This window comes from Protofrankia sp. CiP3 (assembly GCF_917627345.1).
Taxonomy (GTDB): domain Bacteria; phylum Actinomycetota; class Actinomycetes; order Frankiales; family Frankiaceae; genus Protofrankia.
This window is the reverse complement of record NZ_CAKJTM010000024.1, coordinates 1-21,318: the sequence shown is the minus strand read 5'-3', so window position 1 is coordinate 21,318 and position 21,318 is coordinate 1. Positions and strand designations below refer to the sequence as shown.

Here is a 21,318-nt window from a genome sequence, read left to right as displayed (position 1 = left end):
CAGGCCCCCGCGCCCGGACGTGCAACGGGTCAGCCACCGTGGGCGTGCCACCACCAGGAGGCGGTCACGAGCAGGACGTACGCGGCGACCACCACAAACCCGAATCCCGGTGCGCGCGTCACCTGCCGGCCAAGCCGCGCGCCCGCACCCGCGCCCACACACGCGGCTCCCGCGACAGCCCGCGCACGCAACGTCATCATGGCGGCGCCGGTCCGCTCCGTCTGTTCCCGCCGGCCGGGGGACTCCCCCACCGGCGCGAACGGCCCAACCGCCACCACCGTTGCCGGCTCCCAGGCCAGGACAAGCCGGTCACCGACAAGCCGAGCACCGTGCAGGCGCCCCCAGGCCACGCTGTGGACGAACATCGGGCCGCGGACCGTCAGCCTTCGCTCATCGAGGATGACGGACCGGCCGGTGGCAAACAGCCCGTTGGCCAGCAGAACGCCCCCGAGCCATACCGCGGGCACGACGTCCAGCCCCAGCAGCACGGCGATCGGGGCACCGAACAGCCCACCACCCAGCGCCGTCGCGCCGGCCGCCCGGTACCTGCCCGGTCCTCGCAGCACGGTGGGCAAAGCGGGCACGGCCGCGTCGGCGTCGCCCGCCGGTACGGGGCGGCCGGGCAAGCCGTATTCGGTGGCCGTGCCACCGGTGCCACCGGCCGGGTTGTCGTCCCCGCCCGGCCCGCGTTGGGCTGCCCGGAGGCCACGGCCGCCCCGCAGCAACCGCCACCAGGTGCTCGGCGGTGAGCGGAACGTCCGCAGCGGGGCAACGGGCAGCAGCACATCAGCACCACCGGCGGAGTCCCCGACGGCATAGTCCCCGATGACAAAGGCTGGCCAGGCGTCATCGTGCAGCCCGCCGACAAGCATGGCGGGAGAGGCTGTGACGGCGTCGTCGACCTCACCCCGCCAGGCCCGCCCGAACGCCCGTTCATCGGAAAATCCGCCGGATTCACCGCGGCCATGAAGATCACCATGCTGGCCGGGCTCATCGGAGCGGCCAGCGCCAGCCTGCCCTGGCCCGGCCGCTCCGGCCGCGCTGGTCGCCCAACGGACGGGGACGACCGCGAGTGGCCGTTCTCCGCGCACGTCGTCCGCGGCGTAGACGAGCACCGCGCCACGCTCGTCTGTCATGATCCTTACTTGGATGCCCCGGTGCCGACCGGTCACAAGACCGCGACGGGCACGCCATCCCACCCACTCCCGCGACATCAACGCGACCGCGATCGCCGCCGCGGCGAACCCGCCGACGGCCCACCCGGTCGGGTCGTCCGGTTCGGCCAGGAGGCGAACCCAGCCGGGATCACCCGGATCAGTCCGGACCGGCACGGACGAGCCTGTCGGATAGCCAGCCGTGTCGGCCACCGCCAGGGCGTGACGCGCTCCTGAGGCGAGAACGACTGTGATCTTGCCCTTGCCCACCGCGACGATCTGGACGCTCTGCACCTCGGCTGCGGCGAGGTGACGGTCCTCGACGGCGCCCACGTGGGCGTACCAGGCATACAGTCCAGCCGCCATGACGGCGAATGCGGCGACGGCCAGTAACCGAGAGCGCCGGAGGCCGCCGGGCCGGACCCACGCGAGCAGCACGCGCACACCGGACAAATGATCAGTGATGGCCCGCTGGCCCACGCGCACCCGAAGCAGCCAGGCCGCGGCCGCGGCGCACGCCATCCCATACCCGACAAGTACGACGCTGGCAGGACCCCTGGTGTCGAAGAGCACGTCCGCGACACAGAACACGATCCCGGCCGTGCACCCGGCCGCCGGCGACCACCACAGCAGCACCGGGACGCCCAGCAGACATACCCCGAGCAGAGCCGAGCCCAGATCCGGGCCGCAGTCACCCGGGTGAGCGACCGAGCAGGCGGGAGCGTCACCGGCCTTCGCGGCCAGCGCCGCGGCGAACCAGGCACAGATCAACGCTGGAAGCACCCAGGCAGGGATCCGCGCGGCCCACCAGAGGGCAGCCCGTCGCCCGTCCAGCGAGGCCGCCCGCGGGTTCGTTGACACGTCCGCCCCTCCCACACAACCCCACGCGCCGGTGCGCGGAGTCAGCCGCTGAACATACCGTCTTCCCCGAGCAACGCCTTCGGCCCTTCCCCGGGCAGCACTGAATGGATCAAATCGGGGCCTTCTCCCACGGCGTAGCCCGCGGTGAGGCACACTCACAAGCGTGCGGACGGGATCGGGAGCGGTACGGGCCATGCCGTGGCGTGTGATCGCGGTGCTGCCGTTGCTCTTCCTGGGCCTGCTGGTGATGCACGGTGGGCTGGGAGGGCTGCCGCCCAGCTCCATGACTCACCTGTCCGCCCACCCGCTCATGTCCCACCCATCGATGGCGGACGCTGTCGCGGAGTCCGCCCGGACGCGGGCCGCGCAGTCACCCGGCTGCCCGGACCGGGGCGCGCCGGACGGGCCAACGGGGCACAACACCCATCCGGGCCCGCTGTGCGGCGCTTTTGTCCGGGCGTCCACCACGATCGACCTGCTCCAGTTCGCCGCTTTCGCCGGGTGGCTGTTGGCCGCCGCGGCCGCCGGACAGCCGGCAGCCGCCGGTCGGGGTATGGGATGGCGTGGGTTACCCCGCGCCTGGAGACCTCAACCGCCCGATCGTGCCGCTCTCTGCGTGCTTCGTCTGTAGACCGGCCCGCGGCATGACCGCGCCCGCGCTGCCGTGTCTCGCGACGGGTCATGTCCGCTGTCCGGACATCCGCCTACTGACGATCACGTAAGGACCTCATTGCGATGAAGCGTTTTCTGCCGCTTCTGGCTGCGCTGCTCAGCGCCATGGTGCTGGCCGCGTGCGGCACCGACAGTTCCCCAGCCAGCTCCGCCACGCATTCCGCCACCGTGTCATCCAGCACGTCGGCAAACAGTGATCACAACGCCGCCGACGTCACGTTCGCCCAGGGTATGGTCCCGCACCACCGGCAGGCCGTCGACATGGCCGACCTGGCGTCGACCCGGGCCGCCAGCGAGGAGGTCCGGTCATTGGCACGGACGATCCGAAGCGCCCAGGATCCCGAGATCACGACGATGACGGGCTGGCTGCGGAGCTGGGGCGAGCCCACGGCCACCCCGCAGAGCGGGGGCCACGGCATGGGCATGGGCATGCCTCCGGCGTCGACTGCCGCCATGCCCATGATGTCGATGATGCCGGGCATGATGTCAGCCGACGACATGGCGGCGATGACAGGCGCCAGCGGTCCTGGGTTCGACCGCATGTTCCTCACGATGATGATCACTCATCACGAGGGCGCGATCAGCATGGCCAGGGCCGAGGAGCAGAACGGCCGCTATGAACCGGCCAAGGAGCTCGCGCGCGGGATCCAGGCCAGCCAGTCAGAAGAGATCACGACGATGAGGACATTGCTCGCGAAGCTGTAGCCCCGCCGGCTACCGGCGGCGCGGGACCGTGCCGCCGGTAGCCGGGCACTCGATAGCCGGGCAGCCGGTTACCGGCCGCCGGCGGCCGTGGCATCGACGGTGGGCCTCCGCTGGTCTGCCATCCGGGCCGCCGCGACGCCCGGCTCGCCGGTCGCGGGACCACCGACGGGCTGGAAGCGACGCAGCCGCAGGCTGTTCGAGACCACGAACAGGGAGCTCAGCGCCATCGCCGCACCGGCGATCAGCGGGTTGAGCAGACCCGCGGCGGCAAGCGGCAGCGCGGCGATGTTGTAGGCGAACGCCCAGAACAGGTTGCCCTTGATGATGGCGAGGGTGCGCCGTGCCAGGCGGATGGCGTCGACCGCGGCGCGTAGATCCCCGCGGACGAGAGTGAGGTCGCCGGCCTCGATCGCGGCATCCGTTCCCGTTCCCATGGCCAGACCGAGGTCGGCGCAGGCGAGCGCGGCGGCGTCATTGGCACCGTCCCCGACCATCGCGACGACCCGGCCCTGTGCCCGCAACCGGGACACGACGTCGGCCTTGTCCTTGGGAAGCACCTCGGCGATCACTTCGTCGATGCCGACCTGGCCGGCGACGGCGCGGGCGGCGCGGGTGTTGTCGCCGGTGAGCAGCACCGGGGCCAGGCCGAGGGCACGCAGCCCGCGGACCGCGTCGGCCGAGGTGGGTTTGATGGTGTCGGCAACGACGAGCACCGCGCGGGCGGCGCCATCCCAGCCGGCGAAGACCAGTGTCCGACCAGCCTCTTCAGCGGCCTGTGCCGCCAGCTGGAGCTCGTCCGGGACACGTATCGACTCCTCGGCCAACAGGCCCCGGCGACCGACGACGACCGTGTGACCGGCCACGACCGCGCGCACACCGAGGCCCCCGAGGGCGGTGAAATCCGCCACGTCCGCCATCGCCGGCAGGTCACCGAGGCGTTCCCGCGCGGCGCGGGCGATCGCCTGGCCGATCGGATGGCCGGAGGCGTCCTCGACCGCGCCGACCAGCCGCAGCACCTCGTCGGGGTCAGCGCCGGGCGCAACAACAAGATCGACAAGGCTCATCCGCCCCGTCGTCACCGTCCCTGTCTTGTCGAGCACGACGGTGTCAATCCGCCGGGTCGATTCCAGCACCTCCGGCCCCTTGATCAGGATGCCGAGCTGCGCGCCCCGGCCGCTGCCGACCAGCAGGGCGGTGGGGGTGGCGAGGCCGAGCGCACACGGGCAGGCGACGATCAGGACCGCGACAGCGGCCGTGAACGCGGTTGCCACCCCGGCGCCGAGCGCGAGCCAGACCGTGAGGGTCGCGGCCGCAAGAATGATCACAACGGGAACGAAGACGGCGCAGACCCGGTCAGCCAGCCGTTGAACCGCGGCCTTGCCGCTTTGCGCGTCGACGACGAGCTTCGCCATCTGCGCGAGCCGGGTGTCCGCACCGACCCGGGTCGCCCGGACCAGCAGCCGGCCGCTGGCGTTCAGCGTGGCACCGGTGACCGCGTCGCCCACCGTGACTTCGACCGGTAGTGATTCGCCGGTGAGCATGCTCGCGTCGACCGCGGAGGCGCCTTCCTCGACCACCCCGTCGGTGGCGATCTTCTCGCCGGGCCGGACGACGAAACGGTCGCCGACAGCGAGACGGTCGACCGGGACCCGCTGCTCCCGCCCGTCGCGCAGGACCGCGACGTCCTTCGCCCCCAGCTCCAGCAGGGACCGCAACGCCGCGCCGGCCCGGCGTTTGGCCCGTGCCTCGAAGTACCGCCCGGCCAGGATGAACGTCGTCACCACCGCGGCGGCCTCGAGGTAGATGCTGTCCGCGGCGCTGTCCCGAGTGGCGAGGAGGGTGAACCGCATCGTCATGCCGCGGTCGCCGGCATGACCGAGGAACAGGGCGTACAGCGACCAGCCGAACGCCGCGAGCGTGCCGATCGAGATCAGCGTGTCCATGGTCACCGCGCCGTGCCGCAGGTTCCGCCACGCCGCGTGGTGGAACGGGAGCCCTCCCCCCAGCACGACCGGCGTGGCCAACGCCAGCGACAGCCACTGCCAGTTGTCGAACTGCAGCGCGGGCACCATCGCGAGCAGCAGCACCGGCAGGCTCAGCGCGGTGCAGCTGACCAGCCGGGCCCGCAGCGGGCCGGTCTGATCCATCTCGGCTGCCGCGCCGGTCTCGCCAGCGGCACGCGCCGCCGTGTTCCCCGGCCGCGCCGGACGCCGCGTTTCCGGCTGGGGTAGGGACGCGCGGTAGCCAGCCTTCTCCACCTCGGCGATCAGAGCCGCCGTGGTGAGCCGACCGGGATAGACGACGCGGGCCCGCTCGGTGGCGTAGTTGACCGCGGCGGTCACACCGTCGATCTTGTTGAGCCGCTTCTCGATACGGGCGGCGCAGGACGCGCAGGTCATCCCCCCGATCGACAGGTCGATCTCTCCGAAGTCGACGGGATGCGCAGCGTCCGCTGTCGCGCTCATCGTGCATCTCCTCTGTTGCCGGTTGCTCGTACGGCGTGTTTCGGAAGCCGTGGTTCGCTCCGGGAGCCGGACAGATGACTTTCGAAACACGCCCTAGGACCGGAGCAGGCGGGCAATCGCCTCCGAAGCCTCGTGTACCTTGCGGTCGGCCTCGTCACCGCCGGCCGCCGCGGCCCCCACGACGCAGTGCGCCAGGTGCTCATCCAGCAGGCCCAGCGCCACCGCCCGCAGCGCCTTGGTCGCCGCCGAGACCTGGGTCAGGATGTCGATGCAGTACTCCTCCTGCTCGACCATCCGTTGCAGCCCGCGGATCTGGCCCTCGATGCGCCGTAGCCGCTTAAGGTAGTCGTCCTTGTTGCCGATGTAGCCGTGGGCCACGCCCATCTGTTCTTCACCGCACCCTCACCATCCGCTACCCCCTCGGGGTATCACAGGGCGGACCGTATACCCCCCCAGGGTAACAGGCAAGTGGATGGGACGGCGTGGCCGGCATGCCGGCACCACCGCCGGGCGGCGGGCGGGCGAGCCGAGCGCTGGACACCCCACCGCGCGTTGACGCGGTCCCGGAACCGGCTGGGTGGGCTCCCTCCCCGCGGCATGCGCAACGATGTCGAGGACGTCAACGGGCGAGGCGGGCGTGGTGTTCACATGTCGTGGGTACTGGCAGGCTGCGGGCGCTGAACGTTTTCAGCGGACGACGATCGGCGCTGGTGTGAGTAAGCCCCGGGGGGCTGCCGCACTCGCGGCCGTCGTGGCCGCAGTGTGGCTGGTCTACATCGTGCCGCTCCCGCACTATGACATCGAGGTGTTCCTGCGTGCCGGCGGCGCCGTCCGGCATGGCCGCGACCCCTATCCGCCGCCGGGTTCCGCCGAGATCTCCTCGGGTTTCGCCTACGTCTATCCCTACCTGGTCGCATTCGGCTTCGTCCCGCTGTCGTGGCTCGGCCGCTACGGGGCGCTCGCGTTCATCGCGCTCTCGGTCGCGGCGCTGATCGCCGCGGCCCACCTCGCCGGCGCGCGGGAGGCCCGGACCTACGCGCTGGTGGTGATGGCGTCCTGCACCATCACCGGCCTACAGATGGGGACGCTCAACGCCGTGCTCTTCCTCGGTCTCGCCGCGCTGTGGCGCTGCCGCGACCGGCCGGTCAGCGCGGGGATGATCGCGGCTGCCGTCATCTACGCCAAGCTGTTCCTGGCACCGGTCTGGCTGTGGCTGGTGCTGACCCGACGGGCCACAGCGAGCGCGGTCGCCGCGGTTGTCGTCACGGTGCTGTTCGCCCTGGCCGAGCTCATCAGCCCGGTCGGCACCCGCGCCTACCTGGGTATGCTCACAGTACTCAGCCGCACGGAGGCTCCGATGGGGCTCAGCCTCACCGGCCTGCTGGTCAACAGCGGTCTCGGCTTCACCGTGGCCAGCTGGATCGCCCGGGTGGCGGCACTCGGCCTGCTCACCGCATGCTGGCTGCGCATGCGACACACGGCGGACGAACGGACGCTGTATGCGGGCACGCTTGCCGCCGCGCTCGTGGCGTCACCGATCATCTGGAGCCACTACCTGCTGCTGCTCGTCGCTCCGCTGCTCGTCATCGCACCCGCGCCCGATGCGTCCGGGCCCCGTCCGCCGCTGGTCATCTTCGCCGTCGCCAGCTGGTTCGTCGTCACCCCTCACCGCAGCGGCCCAGCGGCATTCGCCGTCGGTGGTGTGCTGCTCACGCTGCTCGCTGCTCCCGTGCTCGGCACCGTCGGCACGGGACTGGCCCGCCGTGCGACGGCCATGGCCAGGACCGTCTCGGCCAGCCCCGGGCCCGCCCGGCAAGCGGTGCTCGCCAGCACATTCAGTCCGGTGATCCGCACCGTCGCCACGGGCGCCCTCGCCGTCGCCTGCGGCGCCGCTCTCCAGCTGCTCGCGGCGGCCCACGGCGGCTCGGGGCGGGTGATCGGCGCTTACTGCGCGCTCCTGGGAATGGTCGCCGTGGCGTGTCTGCCGCCGCGGCCCGCCCACGGGGCCGACAGCTCTGTCACGACCGCGGCCGACCGCCGCACATCGAGACGTCACAGCCGTACGGTCGTAACCAGAGCATTCGCCGCGGCCGATCGGCACCGGCGGGACGACACAGGGCAGGACAGCACATGACGTGACAGCCCAGGAGCGGAGGACGATGCCCGCGCGACCGGAACCCGCGGCGCCCACCCACGCCGAACTGCGGCATGGGCTGCGGCGGATGCGGACGATCGCGACCGGGCTGCTGGCCCTCGTCGTGGTCGTCTATGTCGTGTTCTGGCGCTGGGAGAGCGGCGGCGGGCCGACGTGGGCCGGCTATGTCCGGGCCGCGGCGGAGGCGGGTGCGGTGGGCGCCCTGGCCGACTGGTTTGCCGTGACCGCCCTGTTCCGCCGGCCGCTGGGCCTGCCCATCCCGCATACAGCGATCATCCCGAACCGCAAGAACGACCTGGGACGCAGCCTCGAGCGCTTCGTCGCCCAGAACTTCCTGGCCGAGCCGGTGATCCGGGAGAAAATCGCGGGCCTGGGGGTGGCCATGCGCATGGGGGCGTGGCTCGGTGCCCCCGGCCACGCCGAATGGGTCGCCGCGGAGGCATCTGGCCGGTTGGCTGCCGCGATCTCGGGCATCCGGGACGACGTGATGCTGGACGTGGTCGAGAAGACCATCCTGACCCGGGTCATGGATCGCCCGTGGGCACCGGCCGCCGGCACCGCGCTCGGCCGGATCGTGGCCGGCGGGCTGCACCATCGTCTCGTCGACCTGGTTGCCGTGCAGGCGGAGGCCTGGCTGCGCGACAATCCGGAAATAATGCTACGGATAGTGACCGACAAGGCCCCATCCTGGTCACCGCGATTCGTCGACGAGGCGATCGCGGCCCGCGCCTACGCCGAGGCGCTGCGGTTCACCAGCGAGGTCCGTGCGGACCCGGACCATCGGCTGCGCCGGGCGTTGGACGACTTTCTGGCCCGGTTCGCCGAACAGCTGCGCACCGACCCCGCCACCGCTGAGCGGGTGGAGAAGCTCAAGGAACGCATTCGTGATCATCAGGATGTCGACCTGGCGCTCGCGACCATGTGGAAGGCCACCAAGTCCATCCTGATCGACGCTGCCGACGATCCCGACGGCGTCCTGCGGACCCGGATGGCCGACGAGCTACGGACGCTCGGCGAGCGGCTGACCACGGAACCGCGGCTGAGCGCGGGCGTCGACGCCGCAGCCAACGACATCGTGGCATGGATCGTCAACCGATACCGATCCGAGATCACCGCTGTGATCAGCGAGACGGTCGCGAACTGGGAACCGACCGAGACCTCAATCAAGATTGAACTACACGTGGGCCGTGACCTACAGTACATCCGCATCAACGGAACGGTGGTCGGCGCGATCGCGGGGCTTGTCATCCATCTGCTGACAAGCCTGTTGCTATGAGCCCCTTTCTGGTCACGCCGTCTCGGCGTGCGCGAGATCTCATCGCAACAGAGGAGGTCAGCGGCACCCCCAGACGTGATCGGTGTACGCTGAACACGCTGGCGGCCACAGGCCGTCCATGGTGCGCGGTTCTCGGGCCACGCACCCGAGGTCCGTGTGACAGCAGGTCGGTGCGAACCCGGACGGGTTTAATCTGATCATGCTCTGGTGACGCGGCCCGAGCTGGACGCACGATCGCTGCCACATGATCGCCGACGCATCCACGCGGCGACCTCGACACGACGGACGGAAGAACCCTGTCTCAGCACGGTGATACTCAGCCCTCCCCTGCCCGCCGCCGTTCCCGACCCGGTGGTGGTGGCGGTTACCGCGGTCGCGGCGGCCCTCGTCCGGGCGGCAAGCAGAACGGACCGAACCGGTCCGCGCCGCCCCGCCCGACACTGCCGACCCGCGAGCCGCGCCCGCCGGTCACCTCCTTCGCGGACGCGGGTTTGCCGCCGTCCCTTGTCACAGCCCTTGCCCGCCAGGGAATCACCGCCCCCTTCCCGGTACAGGCTGCCACCCTGCCCGACGTCCTCGCCGGTGAGAACGTTCTCGGCCGCGCGAGCACGGGATCCGGCAAGACCCTGGGGTTCGGCCTGCCGATGCTCGCGGAGCTGTCGAAGAACCGCGCCGTCGCGCCAGGGCGCCCCCGCGGCCTGATCCTCGTTCCCACCCGGGAACTCGCCCAGCAGGTCCATGACGCGCTGGACCCACTCGCCAGACCGCTCGGCCTTCGGCTGCGCGCGGTGTACGGCGGAACGTCGATCTCCCGTCAGATCAGCTCGCTGCGGCGCGGAGTGCACATCGTCGTCGCCACTCCCGGGCGCCTCACCGACCTGATCGAACGCGGTGCCTGCTCCCTGGAAGAGATCGCGATCACGGTGTTGGACGAGGCCGACTACATGTGTGACCTCGGCTTCCTCCCGGCCGTGCGAGCGCTCCTGGACGCGACCCCCGCTGGTGGCCAACGGCTGCTGTTCAGCGCGACCCTCGACCGGGAGGTTGAGGTACTGGTCCGCCAGTACCTGCCAGAGCCGGTGCTCGTCGCCATCGATTCCGAGACCGCGCAGGTCTCGACACTGTCGCGGCACGCCCTCGAAGCGGCGGACCCGGCCGCCCACACCCGTCTGGTCACCGCGCTCGCCGGCGGTTCCGGCCGGACCCTGGTGTTCGCCCGCACCCAGCGAGGCGCGGACCGGCTCGCCGAGCAGCTCACCCGCTCGGGTGTCCCGGCTCAGCCACTGCACGGCGGCATGGCGCAGAACGCCCGGACCCGGGCGCTCGCCGGGTTCGCCGACGGCGCGCACCGGGTGCTGGTCGCCACCGACGTGGCCGCTCGCGGCATTCACGTCGACGGCGTCGACATCGTGGTGCACGCGGGGCTTCCCAGCGATCCCAAGACCTACCAGCACCGCGGCGGACGGACCGCGCGAGCGGGCGCGCACGGCGCCGATGTGCTCGTCTCGCTTCCGGAGGAACGCGGGATTGTGCGTGCGTTGCTACGTGCCGCCGGTAGCGACGCCCAGCCGGAACCGGCCGACGCGGACGCCGAGGTAGTGGCACGCCTCGCCGGGCCTCCCGCGCCCCGGGTCCTGCCGCAGCAGCGGACCGCCACCCAGTCGCTGCCCGCGTCGGCATCCTCTCGGGTGCCGGCGCAGGGACGGCCCGGCGGCGGTTCACGGCGCGGTACTGACAAGCAGTGGGGCGCCTCCTCATCCCGCGGTGGTTCCGCATCCGGTGGCCGCGGGGGGTCCGACCAGCAGCGTCGTGGCGGGCGCCGCCAGGGGCCGGCATCCACCACGACGACCGGTCAGGGCTGACCCGACCAAAAATGATCTATAACTGACCTCCCTGGCCGTCGCGTGCGTGTGCAAGTCGCGACAGTCACGATCACGCATATGACGGCCGGCTGAAACGCCGAGGGCGCGGCACCGAACGAGTCGGTGCCGCGCCCTCGGCACAAGGCCCGCTGGCCGGCCTGCTCAGAGCCCGTCGGATACCCCGGCCGACATCGCCTGGCGCGCCGCTCCCAGCCGCAGCCGTGACGGGTTCGCGACGGAACGCGGGACCCGCCACGACTCGGACGCGCCGTCCACGCGGCTGTCGACGTCCCCTTCCGCCGCCGCCCACTGGCCTGACCGCGATCCGCGCGGCTCCAGGTAAACCGATTCATCCTGCTCAGACACCGACATTGCCCCCTCCATACAACAACGACATGTGTAACCAGCCCGTAATGGCACAACGGGCGTGCCCGCATCCTGCGGACACCTGGCTACGAAACATATCGAGCCGACGTTCGGGACAATAAGGCGGCCGTGGGTGAGAATGTTCATGCACGATCACAGACGGCGCATACACAACCAAGTTGGCCGCTTGATGGGCATACGGTGCGTCCCGGCACCGGCCACCACGGGCCAGCGTGGCACAGGCGTGCCTTGCCCGTGCCACTGTCGGTCGACAGTTGTTGACAGTTGATAGTTGGGACAACGACCAGCCGGGCGAAAGCCCCGGCCACGCGCCGGGGCCGGAGCCGGGCCGCAACGACGGCGGAGGCGCCTGTGTGCGGGGCGTCTCGTCAGCTCGGTCTCGCCAGCTCACGGTCTCGCCAGCTCACGGTCTCGCCAGCTCGCGGTCACGACGCGACGGCCTTCGTACCGAGGAGGCTCTTGATGTCCCCCCAGAAGGCTCCGGTCGTGTCGACCTCGGGCCCGAGCCTGAGCAGAGAGGTCCGGCGCGGGCCCTGCAGCCGCAGGTGCACGGGAGTCCTGCCGGGATGCGTGGCCAGGATGCGTTTGAGGTTGCTGACGAGGTCCGGGGTCACCTTGTGGGTGGGCAGCATGAGGACGACAGGCGGTTCCGCATCCGCGTTCAGGCTCGAGACGTCCAGCGTCGTGAGATCCTGTCCGAAAATGCTGATGGCGCCGTCGCGCTCGTTGAGCCTGCCCCGGACGGAGACAACAGCGTCGGGCACCAGCTGAGAACCGTGGACCTCATAGCTCTTCGGGAAGAACAGGACCTCCACGGCGGCGTCGAGATCCTCGACAGTAAGGATGGCCCAGAGACTGCCGCTGGTCTTGTTGACCCGCCGGTCGACCTTCGCGATCACACCCGCGATACGGACCGCACCCTCGCTTCGGCCACTTTCGAGCAAATCGACGATCGACGTGTCCCGATTACGTTCCAGTATCTTCTCAGCGCCTTCCAACGGATGGCTGGAAACGTAGAGGCCGAGCATCTCGCGTTCCTGCGCGAGAAGTTCCGGGCGGGGCCACTCCGCGACGCCGAGATCAAGATCGAGGCCGATTTTGACCGGTCCGCTCTCGTTCCCGTCAGTATCGCCGAACAGACCGTACTGGCCGAACGCCTCAGCCCGTTTGGGGCCGACGACGGCGTCAATGGCGGCCTCATGGACGCGGGCCAGCGCCCGGCGGGTGTGGCCGAGCGAATCAAAGCTGCCCGCCTTGATGAGGGAATCGACGGTACGTTTGTTGCAGACACCGATCTCAACCTTGTCAAGGAAGTCCGGGAACGAGGTGAACGCCCCCTTCTTCTGCCGGGTGGCCCTGATCGAGTCGACGACCGGTGCCCCGACGTTGCGAATGGCACCCAGCCCGAAGCGAACGTCGGCACCGACCGGTGTGAAATACAGGGACGACTCGTTGACGTCTGGCGGCAACACGCGGATCCCCATCTTGCGGCATTCCGCCAGATACACTGCCATCTTGTCCTTGTCGTCCCCGACGGAGGTGAGCAGGGCGGCCATGAACTCGGCTGGATAGTTCGCCTTCAGATAAGCGGTCCAGAACGACACGACACCGTAGCCGGCGGTGTGCGACTTGTTGAATCCGTAACCGGAGAACGGGAGCAGAACGTCCCAGACCGCCTGCGCGGCCGCCGACGAGTAGCCCTTGTCGTCCATACCCGTCATGAACTCGGCATAGCTGGCGTCCAGGATCTCCTTCTTCTTCTTCCCCATGGCACGGCGCAGCAGGTCCGCCTTACCGAGGCTGTAACCGGCGAGCTCACGGGCGATGGCGAGCACATGCTCCTGGTAGACGACGAGATGGTAGGTCTCACCGAGAATTCCCTCGAGCACGTCCCGTAGTTCCGGATGGATGGGCGTGATGGGCTTGCGGCCGTTCTTGCGGTCCGCGTACTCGATGTGCGAGTTTGCCGCCATGGGCCCCGGTCGGTACAGTGCCAGCACCGCCGCGATGTCCTCGAACTTGGTCGGCGCCATCAGGCGCAGCAGGCTGCGCATGGGACCACCGTCGAGCTGGAACACCCCGAGCGTGTCACCACGGGCCAGCAGCTCGAAAGTGGGGACATCGGCCAGCGGAAGTTTCTGGAGATCGAGATCGGTCCCGCGGTTCTGCCGGATGTTGCGGATGGCGTCGTCGATGACGGTGAGGTTCCGCAGGCCCAGGAAGTCCATTTTCAGCAGGCCCATATCCTCGCACTGCGGGAATGGGAAGCCCGTGATAATGGCGCCGTCCGCGTCACGCCGGTGAATCGGTAGAACATTCAGCAGCGGTTCGGAGCAGAGAATGACACCGGCCGCGTGCACGCCGGTTCCGCGGGTGAGCCCTTCGAGCCCGCGGGCCGTGTCGATGACCTTTCGGACCTCCTGGTCGGTTTCGTAGAGGCCGCGGACCTCCGCCGCCTCGCTGTATCGCTCGTGCTGGGGGTCGGTGATGCCCGACAGGGGGATGCCCTTGCCGAACACATCCGGCGGCATCGCCTTGGTGATGCGGTCACCGAGAGCGTAGGGGAAGCCCAGGACACGACAGGAGTCCTTGATCGCTGCTTTCGCCTTGATGGTGCCGAAAGTGAGGATCTGGCAGACCTTCTCCTCACCGTACTTTTCCGTCACATAACGGATCATGTCGCCGCGACGGCGTTCGTCGAAATCCAGGTCGACGTCAGGCGGGGTGACCCGTTCGGGGTTCAGGAAGCGCTCGAAGATCAGTTTGTGCTCGATCGGGTCGAGCTCGGTGATCCCGAGGACGTAGGCGACCATCGAACCGGTGGCCGAACCACGTCCGGGCCCCACCCGGATGCCCTTCTCGCGTGCCTCACGGCAGATGTCCGCGACGACCAGGAAGTAGGCGGGGAAACCCATCTGGTCGATCATCCGAAGTTCGTAGTCGATCCGCTCGCGGACCTCCTGCGAGGGGCCGGCGCCGAACCGGTGTTCCACCCCTCGGGCCACCTCTTTGTACAGCCAGGACAACTGGTCCTCACCGGCGGGGACGGGGAAGCGTGGCATTCGGTCGACGAATGTGAACACCTCGTCGTACGGCTCGACCCGCTCGGCGATCAGCAAAGAACTGTCACAGGCGCCGGCGACCTGACCGTCCCACAGTTCCCGCATCTCGTCCGGGCTCTTCAGGTAGTAGCCGTCGCCGTCGAACTTGAACCGCTTCGGGTCATCGAGTGTCTTGCCGGTGCCGACGCACAGCAGTGCGCTGTGCGAGTCCGCCTGATCCTTGGTGACATAGTGGCTGTCATTGGTCGCGAGCGGTCGAAGGTCCAGCTCCCGGGCGATTCGCAGGAGACCGTCGCGCACGCTGCGTTCGATGGGCAGGCCGTGGTCCATCAGCTCGAGGAAGTAGTTCTCCGCGCCGAATATGTCCTGGAAGGTCGCGGCGGCTTCCAGCGCCTTGTCGAACTGGCCGAGCCGCAGCCGGGTCTGGACCTCACCGGAGGGACAGCCCGTTGTCGCGATGATTCCGGCGGCATGCTCGGCAATCAACTCGCGATCCATCCGGGGTTTGCGGTAGTAGCCGTCGAGACTCGCCAGGCTGGACAGGCGAAAAAGGTTCCGCAAGCCGGTCGCGCCAGCGGCGAGCATAGTCATATGGGTGTAGGAGCCACCACCGGAGACGTCGCCGCCCTCACCGTCGGGATCAGCGTTCCGCTGGCCGCCCTCGCCCCAGAAGATAGGCTTCTTGTGGAAACGCGATTCAGGCGCGATATAGGCTTCGATACCGATGATCGGCTTGACACCGGATTTCTTCGCGGCTTGCTGGAATTCGTAGGAGCCGAACATGTTACCATGATCTGTCATACCGACCGCAGGCATCCCGAGACGGGCGGCCTCAGCGCACAGGGAATTGACCTTGGCCGCACCGTCCAACATCGAGTACTCGGTGTGAACATGCAGATGGACAAAAGAATCGCTAGCCATCGGTCCCCTTTCTTACCCTGTCCCTCCCTGAACTCTAGCGGCGCATACCCAGGGCCTCCGCACGCGGCACAGTGGTACCAGCCTCAACGACCACAGGGACGCCGGTGCGGCGGGCGGACCGCTCATCAGCCTGATCCCCATACCGGCAACCGCGCCTTCCCGCGAACACGGCGTAACTACGAACCGCTCATCACCGCGCTTGGCACGTGGACACGTGGACACGTGTCATCGCTCCCCAGCCATCGCCGCGCGAGGCACGCGCCCCAGCCCCGCGCCTTGATCCGCGCTCCCTGTTGCCAGGCGCTCTCAGAGCGCGTTTGAGATCGTCATTCCGGCTCGCCGCGCCCAGGCGCCCCCTGGCTGCGTTGTCGGCCACACCGATACAACTCATCCGGTATCGCTTCGGCCTTCCGCCTTGCCAGGAGGCGCCTGGACGCGGCTCACTGATCGAAAGCCCGATCTCACACACGCTCTAACCGCTGGGGAGGCGGTAGGTGAGGTCGGCGGCGGGGACGCCGGTTTCCAGCTGGGCCTTCTGCAGGTGGCCGGAGTAGTCCCAGTTGACCGCCTGCCACCGGGTGACCTGGTCGAGCACCCAGCGTCCGGACTGGCGGGAACCGTTGCCGGACCGGCCGTTACCGCCGAACGGCAGATGCGCCTCAGCCCCGGACGTCGAGTTGTTGACGCTGACCATGCCGGCGCTGACACCGCGACGGAACCGGAAAACAGTCGCCGGGTTATTGGTGTAGATCGACGACGACAAACCGTAACCAGGTGCGTTGGCCAGTTCTATGGCCTCATCGAGGTGCCGGTAGGCGGTGACGCCGACGATCGGGCCGAAGGTCTCCTCATCGAACACCTCGTCACCGGGCCGCACCCCGTCAATGATCACCGGGTGATAGTACAGACCGGTTTCGGCGGCACCGACGAACCCGTCCCGCGGCCGGGCCGCGTCGATCCGCCCGACCGCCGAGGAACCCGCGACCCGGTGATGGTCACGGATGCACCCGAGGGTGCGCTCGAAACCGTCGGCGAACCGCAGATCGAGCAACGGCCCGTACAGGACGTCCGCGAAGGGGTCACCGATGGCCGCGGCCTGCACCGCGGCCACGAACCGGCGGACGAACTCGTCGCGCAGCGAAGCATGCACGATCACCGTACCGAGTGAGGTGCACCGCTGCCCGGCCGTGCCGAAGCCAGCAAACACCGCGCCGGCGACGGCGGCGTCCAGATCCGCGTCGGGCGCGACGACCATCGGGTTCTTCCCGCCAAGTTCCAGGCAGGGGGTTTGCAGGTGCCGGCCGCACAGTTCGCCGATCATCCGGCCAACCTCGGTCGAGCCGGTGAAGCCGACCTTGTCGACAAGGCCCGCGGCCAGCGCCCGCTCCAGGCCGGTGAACGTCTCCACCCCCTCCGCCGGGACGACTTCGAGCACGCCGGCCGGTACCCCGGCACGGCGGAGCAGCTCGGTGAACGCCTGTGCGCATGCGGCCGCGTAGACGGCGGGCTTCCACACGACGGTGTTGCCGCACAGCAACGCCGGGACGATGTACCACGACGGAACCGCCACCGGAAAGTTGCCCGCGGTTATCACCGTCATCACACCAACCGGCTCCCGGAAGGTGAACAACTGCTTGTCGGGCAGCTCCGACGGCACGGTCTCGCCGTACAGACGGCGCCCCTCACCGAGAAAGAAGCGGCAGGTATCAATGATCTCCTGTACCTCACCGCGCGCCTCGGCCAGCGGCTTGCCGACCTCACGGGTGACCAGCCGGGCGAGCGCGGCCGCATTGTCCTCGACGAGCCGCCCGAGGTTCGCGATCACGTTCCCGCGGACGGGCGCGGGCACATCCGCCCAGCCCGGCTGAGCCGCTCGCGCGGCACGGCAGGCGGCCAGCAGGTCGGCGGGGCTCGCAAGCACGATCTCGGCGACCACCTCGTCCAGGCGGGCGGGGTTCGTCGACCGGCGCACCGCCCGGCCCGCATGGTCCTGGCTGGGTGCCCGACCGGCCAGCACGACTCCATAGCTCACCGATGTCATCATCACGCTCTCAGCAGGTAGCCGGGACGTCAGCGGCCGGGGTACGGGCCAGCACCCGCTCGAGCGCCGCCACCCCGCGGGAGAGCTCGGTGGCGGAAACGGTCAACGCGGGCCGGAACCGCAGCGCGCGCGGCCCCGCGGGCAGGACGAGAACATGTTCCTCGGTACGCAGCCGGCGCACCACCTCGTCGCGGATCTCCGGCGAGGGCAGGTCGATCGCGCACAGCAGGCCGCGCCCGCGCGGGCTGGTCACCAACGACGGGTAGCCGCGGGCAAGCTCCCACAGGCCAGCCAGCAGATCGCGGCCGAGCGTGCCGGCACGGGCGAACAGCCCGTCCGCCTCCATGATCTCAAGCATCCGGCGGGAGCGGACCATGTCGACCAGCCCGCCACCCCAGGTCGAGTTGATCCTTCCGGTGACCCGGAAGACGTTGTCGGGCACCTCATCCACCCGCCGGCCCGCCATCACCCCGCCGAGCTGCACCTTCTTACCGAACGCGACAACATCGGGACGCAGGCCCAGCTGCTGGTGCGCCCAGGCCGCCCCGGTGGCTCCCACCCCGGTCTGGACCTCGTCAAGGACGAAAAGCGCCTCATGGACATGGCACAGCCGTTCCATCGCGGCGAGGAACTCCGCTCGCAGATGATTGTCGCCGCCCTCGCCCTGGATCGGTTCAGCCAGAAAACAGGCGATATCGTGAGGATGACGAGCGAACGCGGCCTCGGCCTGGGCGAGCGCGCGTGCCTCGGCCGCGGCGAGGTCGGCGAGCCGGGTGCCGTCCAGCGGGTAGGTGACCACCGGGGTGTCGATCCGGGGCCAGTCGAACACCGGAAAGCGATCGGTCTTCACCGGGTCGGTGTTGGTGACCGACAGCGTGTAGCCGCTGCGGCCGTGAAAGGCGTGGCGCAGATGCAGCACCCGCGTCCCGAGTGACGGTGACCGCCCGGCCTGGGCATTGCGACGGCTTTTCCAGTCGAACGCGCACTTCAGCGCGTTCTCGACGGCGAGCGCCCCGCCCTCGACGAAGAACAGGTGGGGCAGTTCCGGGTCGCCGAGGACCCGGGCGAACGTCTCGACGAACCCCGCGTAGGCGGCGGTGGCGATGTCGGGGTTGGCCGGTTTGTTGACCGCCGCGGCGGTCAGTTCGGCGAGGAAAACGGGGTCGCTGGTCAGCTGGGGTGGATTGACCCCCAGCGGCGCCGAGGCAAAGAAGCTGTAAAGATCCAGATAGCGCTGGCCGTCACGGGCATCCACGAGCCAGCTGCCACGGCTGCGCTCAAGATCAAAAACGATGCCGAAGCCATCCATGAGGACATGGCGGCCCAGCACCTCCAGCACACGGTCTGGCGCGACCATGGAATGTGCGGCGGCCCGGCTCCTGGCGACCGGGGAGATCCGATTCCGCGCGGTAACCGCGGCAGGCATGCTCGGCATCCCATCCTCCTCGCGCATATCTCGCGTCGACCGGTCCGACATCTCAGCGAGACGGAGAAACTTTCGGCAGAACCAGCTTGATTGTAAAGATACTATTCCTTCCACTTGAAATCAAGATAAAATTTTTCCCCGTCGCTGACGGTTGTCGAATAGCCGACGTCAGCGGGACGGCGCAGCCACCCAGTGACGGCCATCAGGGACAATTAGGGACGTCGGCTGCCGATCGGGCCGGCAGGCAAACGCCAACGAGGGGGAAAACGCGTGCTCCAGCCACTGGCGGACAACGACCCGCGCCAGATCGGGCCGTACCGTCTACAGAGCCGGATCGGCGCCGGCGGCATGGGCACCGTCTATCTCGGGTTCGCCGACGACAACAAACCGGTCGCGGTCAAGGTGCCGTCGCCGGGGCTCGCCGACAGCCCTGAGTTCCGCGACCGGTTCCGCACCGAGGTGACCGCGGCCGCCCGGGTACGCGGCATGTCGGTCGCCGCGGTGATCGACGCCGATACCACCGGCCCGCGCCCGTGGATGGCCACCGAATACGTCGAGGGCCGCAGCCTGACCGAGGCGGTGGCCCTGCGCGGTCCCTTCACCGGACGCCTGCTCGATGGGCTGGCGGTCGGGCTCGCCGACGCCCTGGTCGCGATCCACGCGGCCGGGGTGATCCACCGCGATCTCAAGCCGTCCAACATTCTGGTCACCTGGGAAGGCCCGAAGGTCATCGACTTCGGGATCGCGCGGTCGGCCGATTCGACCAGCCACACCCGTACCGGCGTGCTCGTCGGCACCCTGGTGTGGATGGCACCCGAACAACTCCGGGGTGAGCGGGCCGGGCCATCGACCGACGTCTTCGCCTGGGGCGCCTGCGTGGCGTTCGCCGCCACCGGCCGCCAGCCGTTCCGGGGCGAGCGGCCCGAGGCGATCGCCATCCAGATCATGACTGCTGAGCCCGACCTGACCGGCGTGCCACCGGCGCTACGCGCGGTGCTGGCCTGGACCTTGGACAAGGAGCCGGCACGGCGCCCAACCGCGGCGGCGCTCGTCGCGGCTCTTCTGGGCCGCGACGCGACCGACCCCGATGAGACGGTCCGAGCGGCACACACCGCGCTGGCGCAGTGGTGGTCACTGTCGCCCACCCCGCCACAGGCACCTTCCCAGGCGCCTTCCCAGGCTCCTGCCGAGGAACAGGCGGACACGTTCCGTTCGCCCACCTACCGCACCCGCGCTGGCGACGGCCCGCCGCGCGCCACGCCGCACCAGCAGCCAGCACCGCACCAGCAGCCAGCACCGCACCGGCAATCCGAGGAGCCGTACCGGGAGCCACCGCCGAAGCCGTCGCGGCCCCGTCGGCGCGGCACCTTCACCGTTGTTCTGACGACCATCCTGGCGCTGGCACTCATCGGTGGGATCGCCACGGCCCTGGCCTTACGCGGGCAGAACTCCCCCGCTGGCGACGGGAGCGAAGCGACGGTGGCCGGGCAGACAACATCAGCCGTCGGCGGGGTCACAACCACCCTCCGAGGCCCAACGCCGCCGGCCGGCCGGACCGCCACCGTGCCACCGCCCGTCACTCCGACGCGGACGACCACACAGCCGCCGACGCATGCGCCTCTCACCCTCGCTGAGGCCTCCAACATCGTCAACGCGCAGGGTTTCACCGTGATCGACCACACCGGCTTCGCCGTGGGCCGGAATCTTAATGTCCTGATCGGTCAAGGCGCTGGCGCACCCGGCGCACCCGGCACGCCCAACAGCGCATCCGGCACGCCCCGCCAGTCCGGATTCTTCTTCGTCGGCACCGACCTGATCGGTAAGGACTTCAGTGAACCAAGTGCCGGCATCCACTTCGTGTCCGCGACGCAGACGACCGTTGTCCTGCGTTACGACCTGTACGAACCAGCGGACAAGGCGTGCTGCCCAAGCGGCGGAACCACCGACGTGGTGTTCCACTGGGACGGCAGGAAACTGAACGTCGACCCCGCGTCGATCCCGCCGAACGACCCCAACGCACGCGACAGCCGCCGCTGACCGCGCGGCGCCGAGGGAGCCCCGCGCACCCGGCACGCGTGAAGGTGGACATATCCAAGGAGACGGACCGCGTCGCAGAGTCAGGCACAATCGGCTAAGAGCGCCCGGCAACAGGGGCTGTCAACTGCCGCAGCTTGAGTATGCGGTATGATGCATGAGTGAACTTGAAGCAGTGGGCTGAGCGTGAGGGCGTGCATCACGTCACCGCGTACCGCTGGTTTCGAGAAGGCACGTTGCCGGTACCTGCCCGGCGGGTAGGTCGGTTGATCCTGGTGGAGCCGGAAGCCGTCGAAC

The 21,318-nt window shown here is 69.4% G+C and carries 13 protein-coding genes and 1 pseudogene; 7 read left to right on the top strand and 7 right to left on the bottom strand.

The window, feature by feature from the left end:
- Positions 1 to 29 precede the first annotated feature (29 nt).
- Positions 30 to 2,015, bottom strand: coding sequence for a hypothetical protein (locus MJ797_RS11545; protein WP_239334327.1), 1,986 nt, complete (start codon positions 2,013 to 2,015; stop codon positions 30 to 32).
- A gap of 193 nt (positions 2,016 to 2,208) precedes the next feature.
- Between MJ797_RS11545 and MJ797_RS11540 the strand changes: the two genes are divergently transcribed.
- Together MJ797_RS11540 and MJ797_RS11535 are read left to right on the top strand one after the other, a co-directional pair.
- A complete protein-coding gene (locus tag MJ797_RS11540) occupies positions 2,209 to 2,646 on the top strand; it encodes a hypothetical protein (RefSeq protein WP_239334326.1) in 438 nt (145 codons plus the stop codon).
- Positions 2,647 to 2,750: 104 nt separating this feature from the next.
- The gene (locus tag MJ797_RS11535; protein WP_239334325.1) at positions 2,751 to 3,392 is read left to right on the top strand and encodes a DUF305 domain-containing protein; all 642 of its coding nucleotides are present in this window, start codon (positions 2,751 to 2,753) and stop codon (positions 3,390 to 3,392) included.
- 68 nt (positions 3,393 to 3,460) lie between these two features.
- On the opposite strand, the gene MJ797_RS11530 is transcribed toward MJ797_RS11535, so the two are convergent.
- Positions 3,461 to 5,857: a cation-translocating P-type ATPase gene (locus MJ797_RS11530; protein ID WP_239334324.1), complete on the bottom strand. Its 2,397-nt coding sequence runs from the start codon at positions 5,855 to 5,857 to the stop codon at positions 3,461 to 3,463.
- Between the two features lie 93 nt (positions 5,858 to 5,950).
- Positions 5,951 to 6,241 (bottom strand): metal-sensitive transcriptional regulator, encoded by a 291-nt coding sequence (locus MJ797_RS11525; RefSeq protein ID WP_239334323.1) that lies wholly within the window; start codon positions 6,239 to 6,241, stop codon positions 5,951 to 5,953.
- 328 nt (positions 6,242 to 6,569) lie between these two features.
- Here MJ797_RS11525 and MJ797_RS11520 point away from each other — a divergent pair, with 328 nt between their 5' ends.
- The 3 genes from MJ797_RS11520 (at position 6,570) to MJ797_RS11510 (ending at position 11,150) form a co-directional block, all read left to right on the top strand.
- Entirely contained in the window at positions 6,570 to 7,991 is a 1,422-nt protein-coding gene (locus tag MJ797_RS11520; protein WP_239334322.1) for a glycosyltransferase 87 family protein, read from the top strand.
- A gap of 25 nt (positions 7,992 to 8,016) precedes the next feature.
- A complete protein-coding gene (locus tag MJ797_RS11515) occupies positions 8,017 to 9,288 on the top strand; it encodes a DUF445 domain-containing protein (RefSeq protein ID WP_239334321.1) in 1,272 nt (423 codons plus the stop codon).
- A 491-nt stretch (positions 9,289 to 9,779) separates the two neighbouring features.
- A complete protein-coding gene (locus MJ797_RS11510) occupies positions 9,780 to 11,150 on the top strand; it encodes a DEAD/DEAH box helicase (protein ID WP_239334320.1) in 1,371 nt (456 codons plus the stop codon).
- 162 nt (positions 11,151 to 11,312) lie between these two features.
- On the opposite strand, the gene MJ797_RS11505 is transcribed toward MJ797_RS11510, so the two are convergent.
- From MJ797_RS11505 to lat, 4 genes are all read right to left on the bottom strand, one after another.
- Positions 11,313 to 11,522 (bottom strand): hypothetical protein, encoded by a 210-nt coding sequence (locus MJ797_RS11505; protein WP_239334319.1) that lies wholly within the window; start codon positions 11,520 to 11,522, stop codon positions 11,313 to 11,315.
- A gap of 440 nt (positions 11,523 to 11,962) precedes the next feature.
- The gene (gene dnaE / locus MJ797_RS11500) at positions 11,963 to 15,520 is read right to left on the bottom strand and encodes a DNA polymerase III subunit alpha (RefSeq protein WP_239334318.1); all 3,558 of its coding nucleotides are present in this window, start codon (positions 15,518 to 15,520) and stop codon (positions 11,963 to 11,965) included.
- A 472-nt stretch (positions 15,521 to 15,992) separates the two neighbouring features.
- Positions 15,993 to 17,561: an aldehyde dehydrogenase family protein gene (locus tag MJ797_RS11495; RefSeq protein ID WP_239334361.1), complete on the bottom strand. Its 1,569-nt coding sequence runs from the start codon at positions 17,559 to 17,561 to the stop codon at positions 15,993 to 15,995.
- A 10-nt stretch (positions 17,562 to 17,571) separates the two neighbouring features.
- Entirely contained in the window at positions 17,572 to 18,987 is a 1,416-nt protein-coding gene (gene lat / locus MJ797_RS11490; protein WP_374582017.1) for an L-lysine 6-transaminase, read from the bottom strand.
- Between the two features lie 270 nt (positions 18,988 to 19,257).
- On the opposite strand from lat, the gene MJ797_RS11485 reads away from it, so the two are divergent.
- Both MJ797_RS11485 and MJ797_RS11480 read left to right on the top strand, forming a co-directional pair.
- Positions 19,258 to 21,024, top strand: coding sequence for a protein kinase (locus MJ797_RS11485; RefSeq protein WP_239334317.1), 1,767 nt, complete (start codon positions 19,258 to 19,260; stop codon positions 21,022 to 21,024).
- A gap of 158 nt (positions 21,025 to 21,182) precedes the next feature.
- Positions 21,183 to 21,318: pseudogene (locus MJ797_RS11480) on the top strand (IS607 family transposase); the annotation flags it as partial.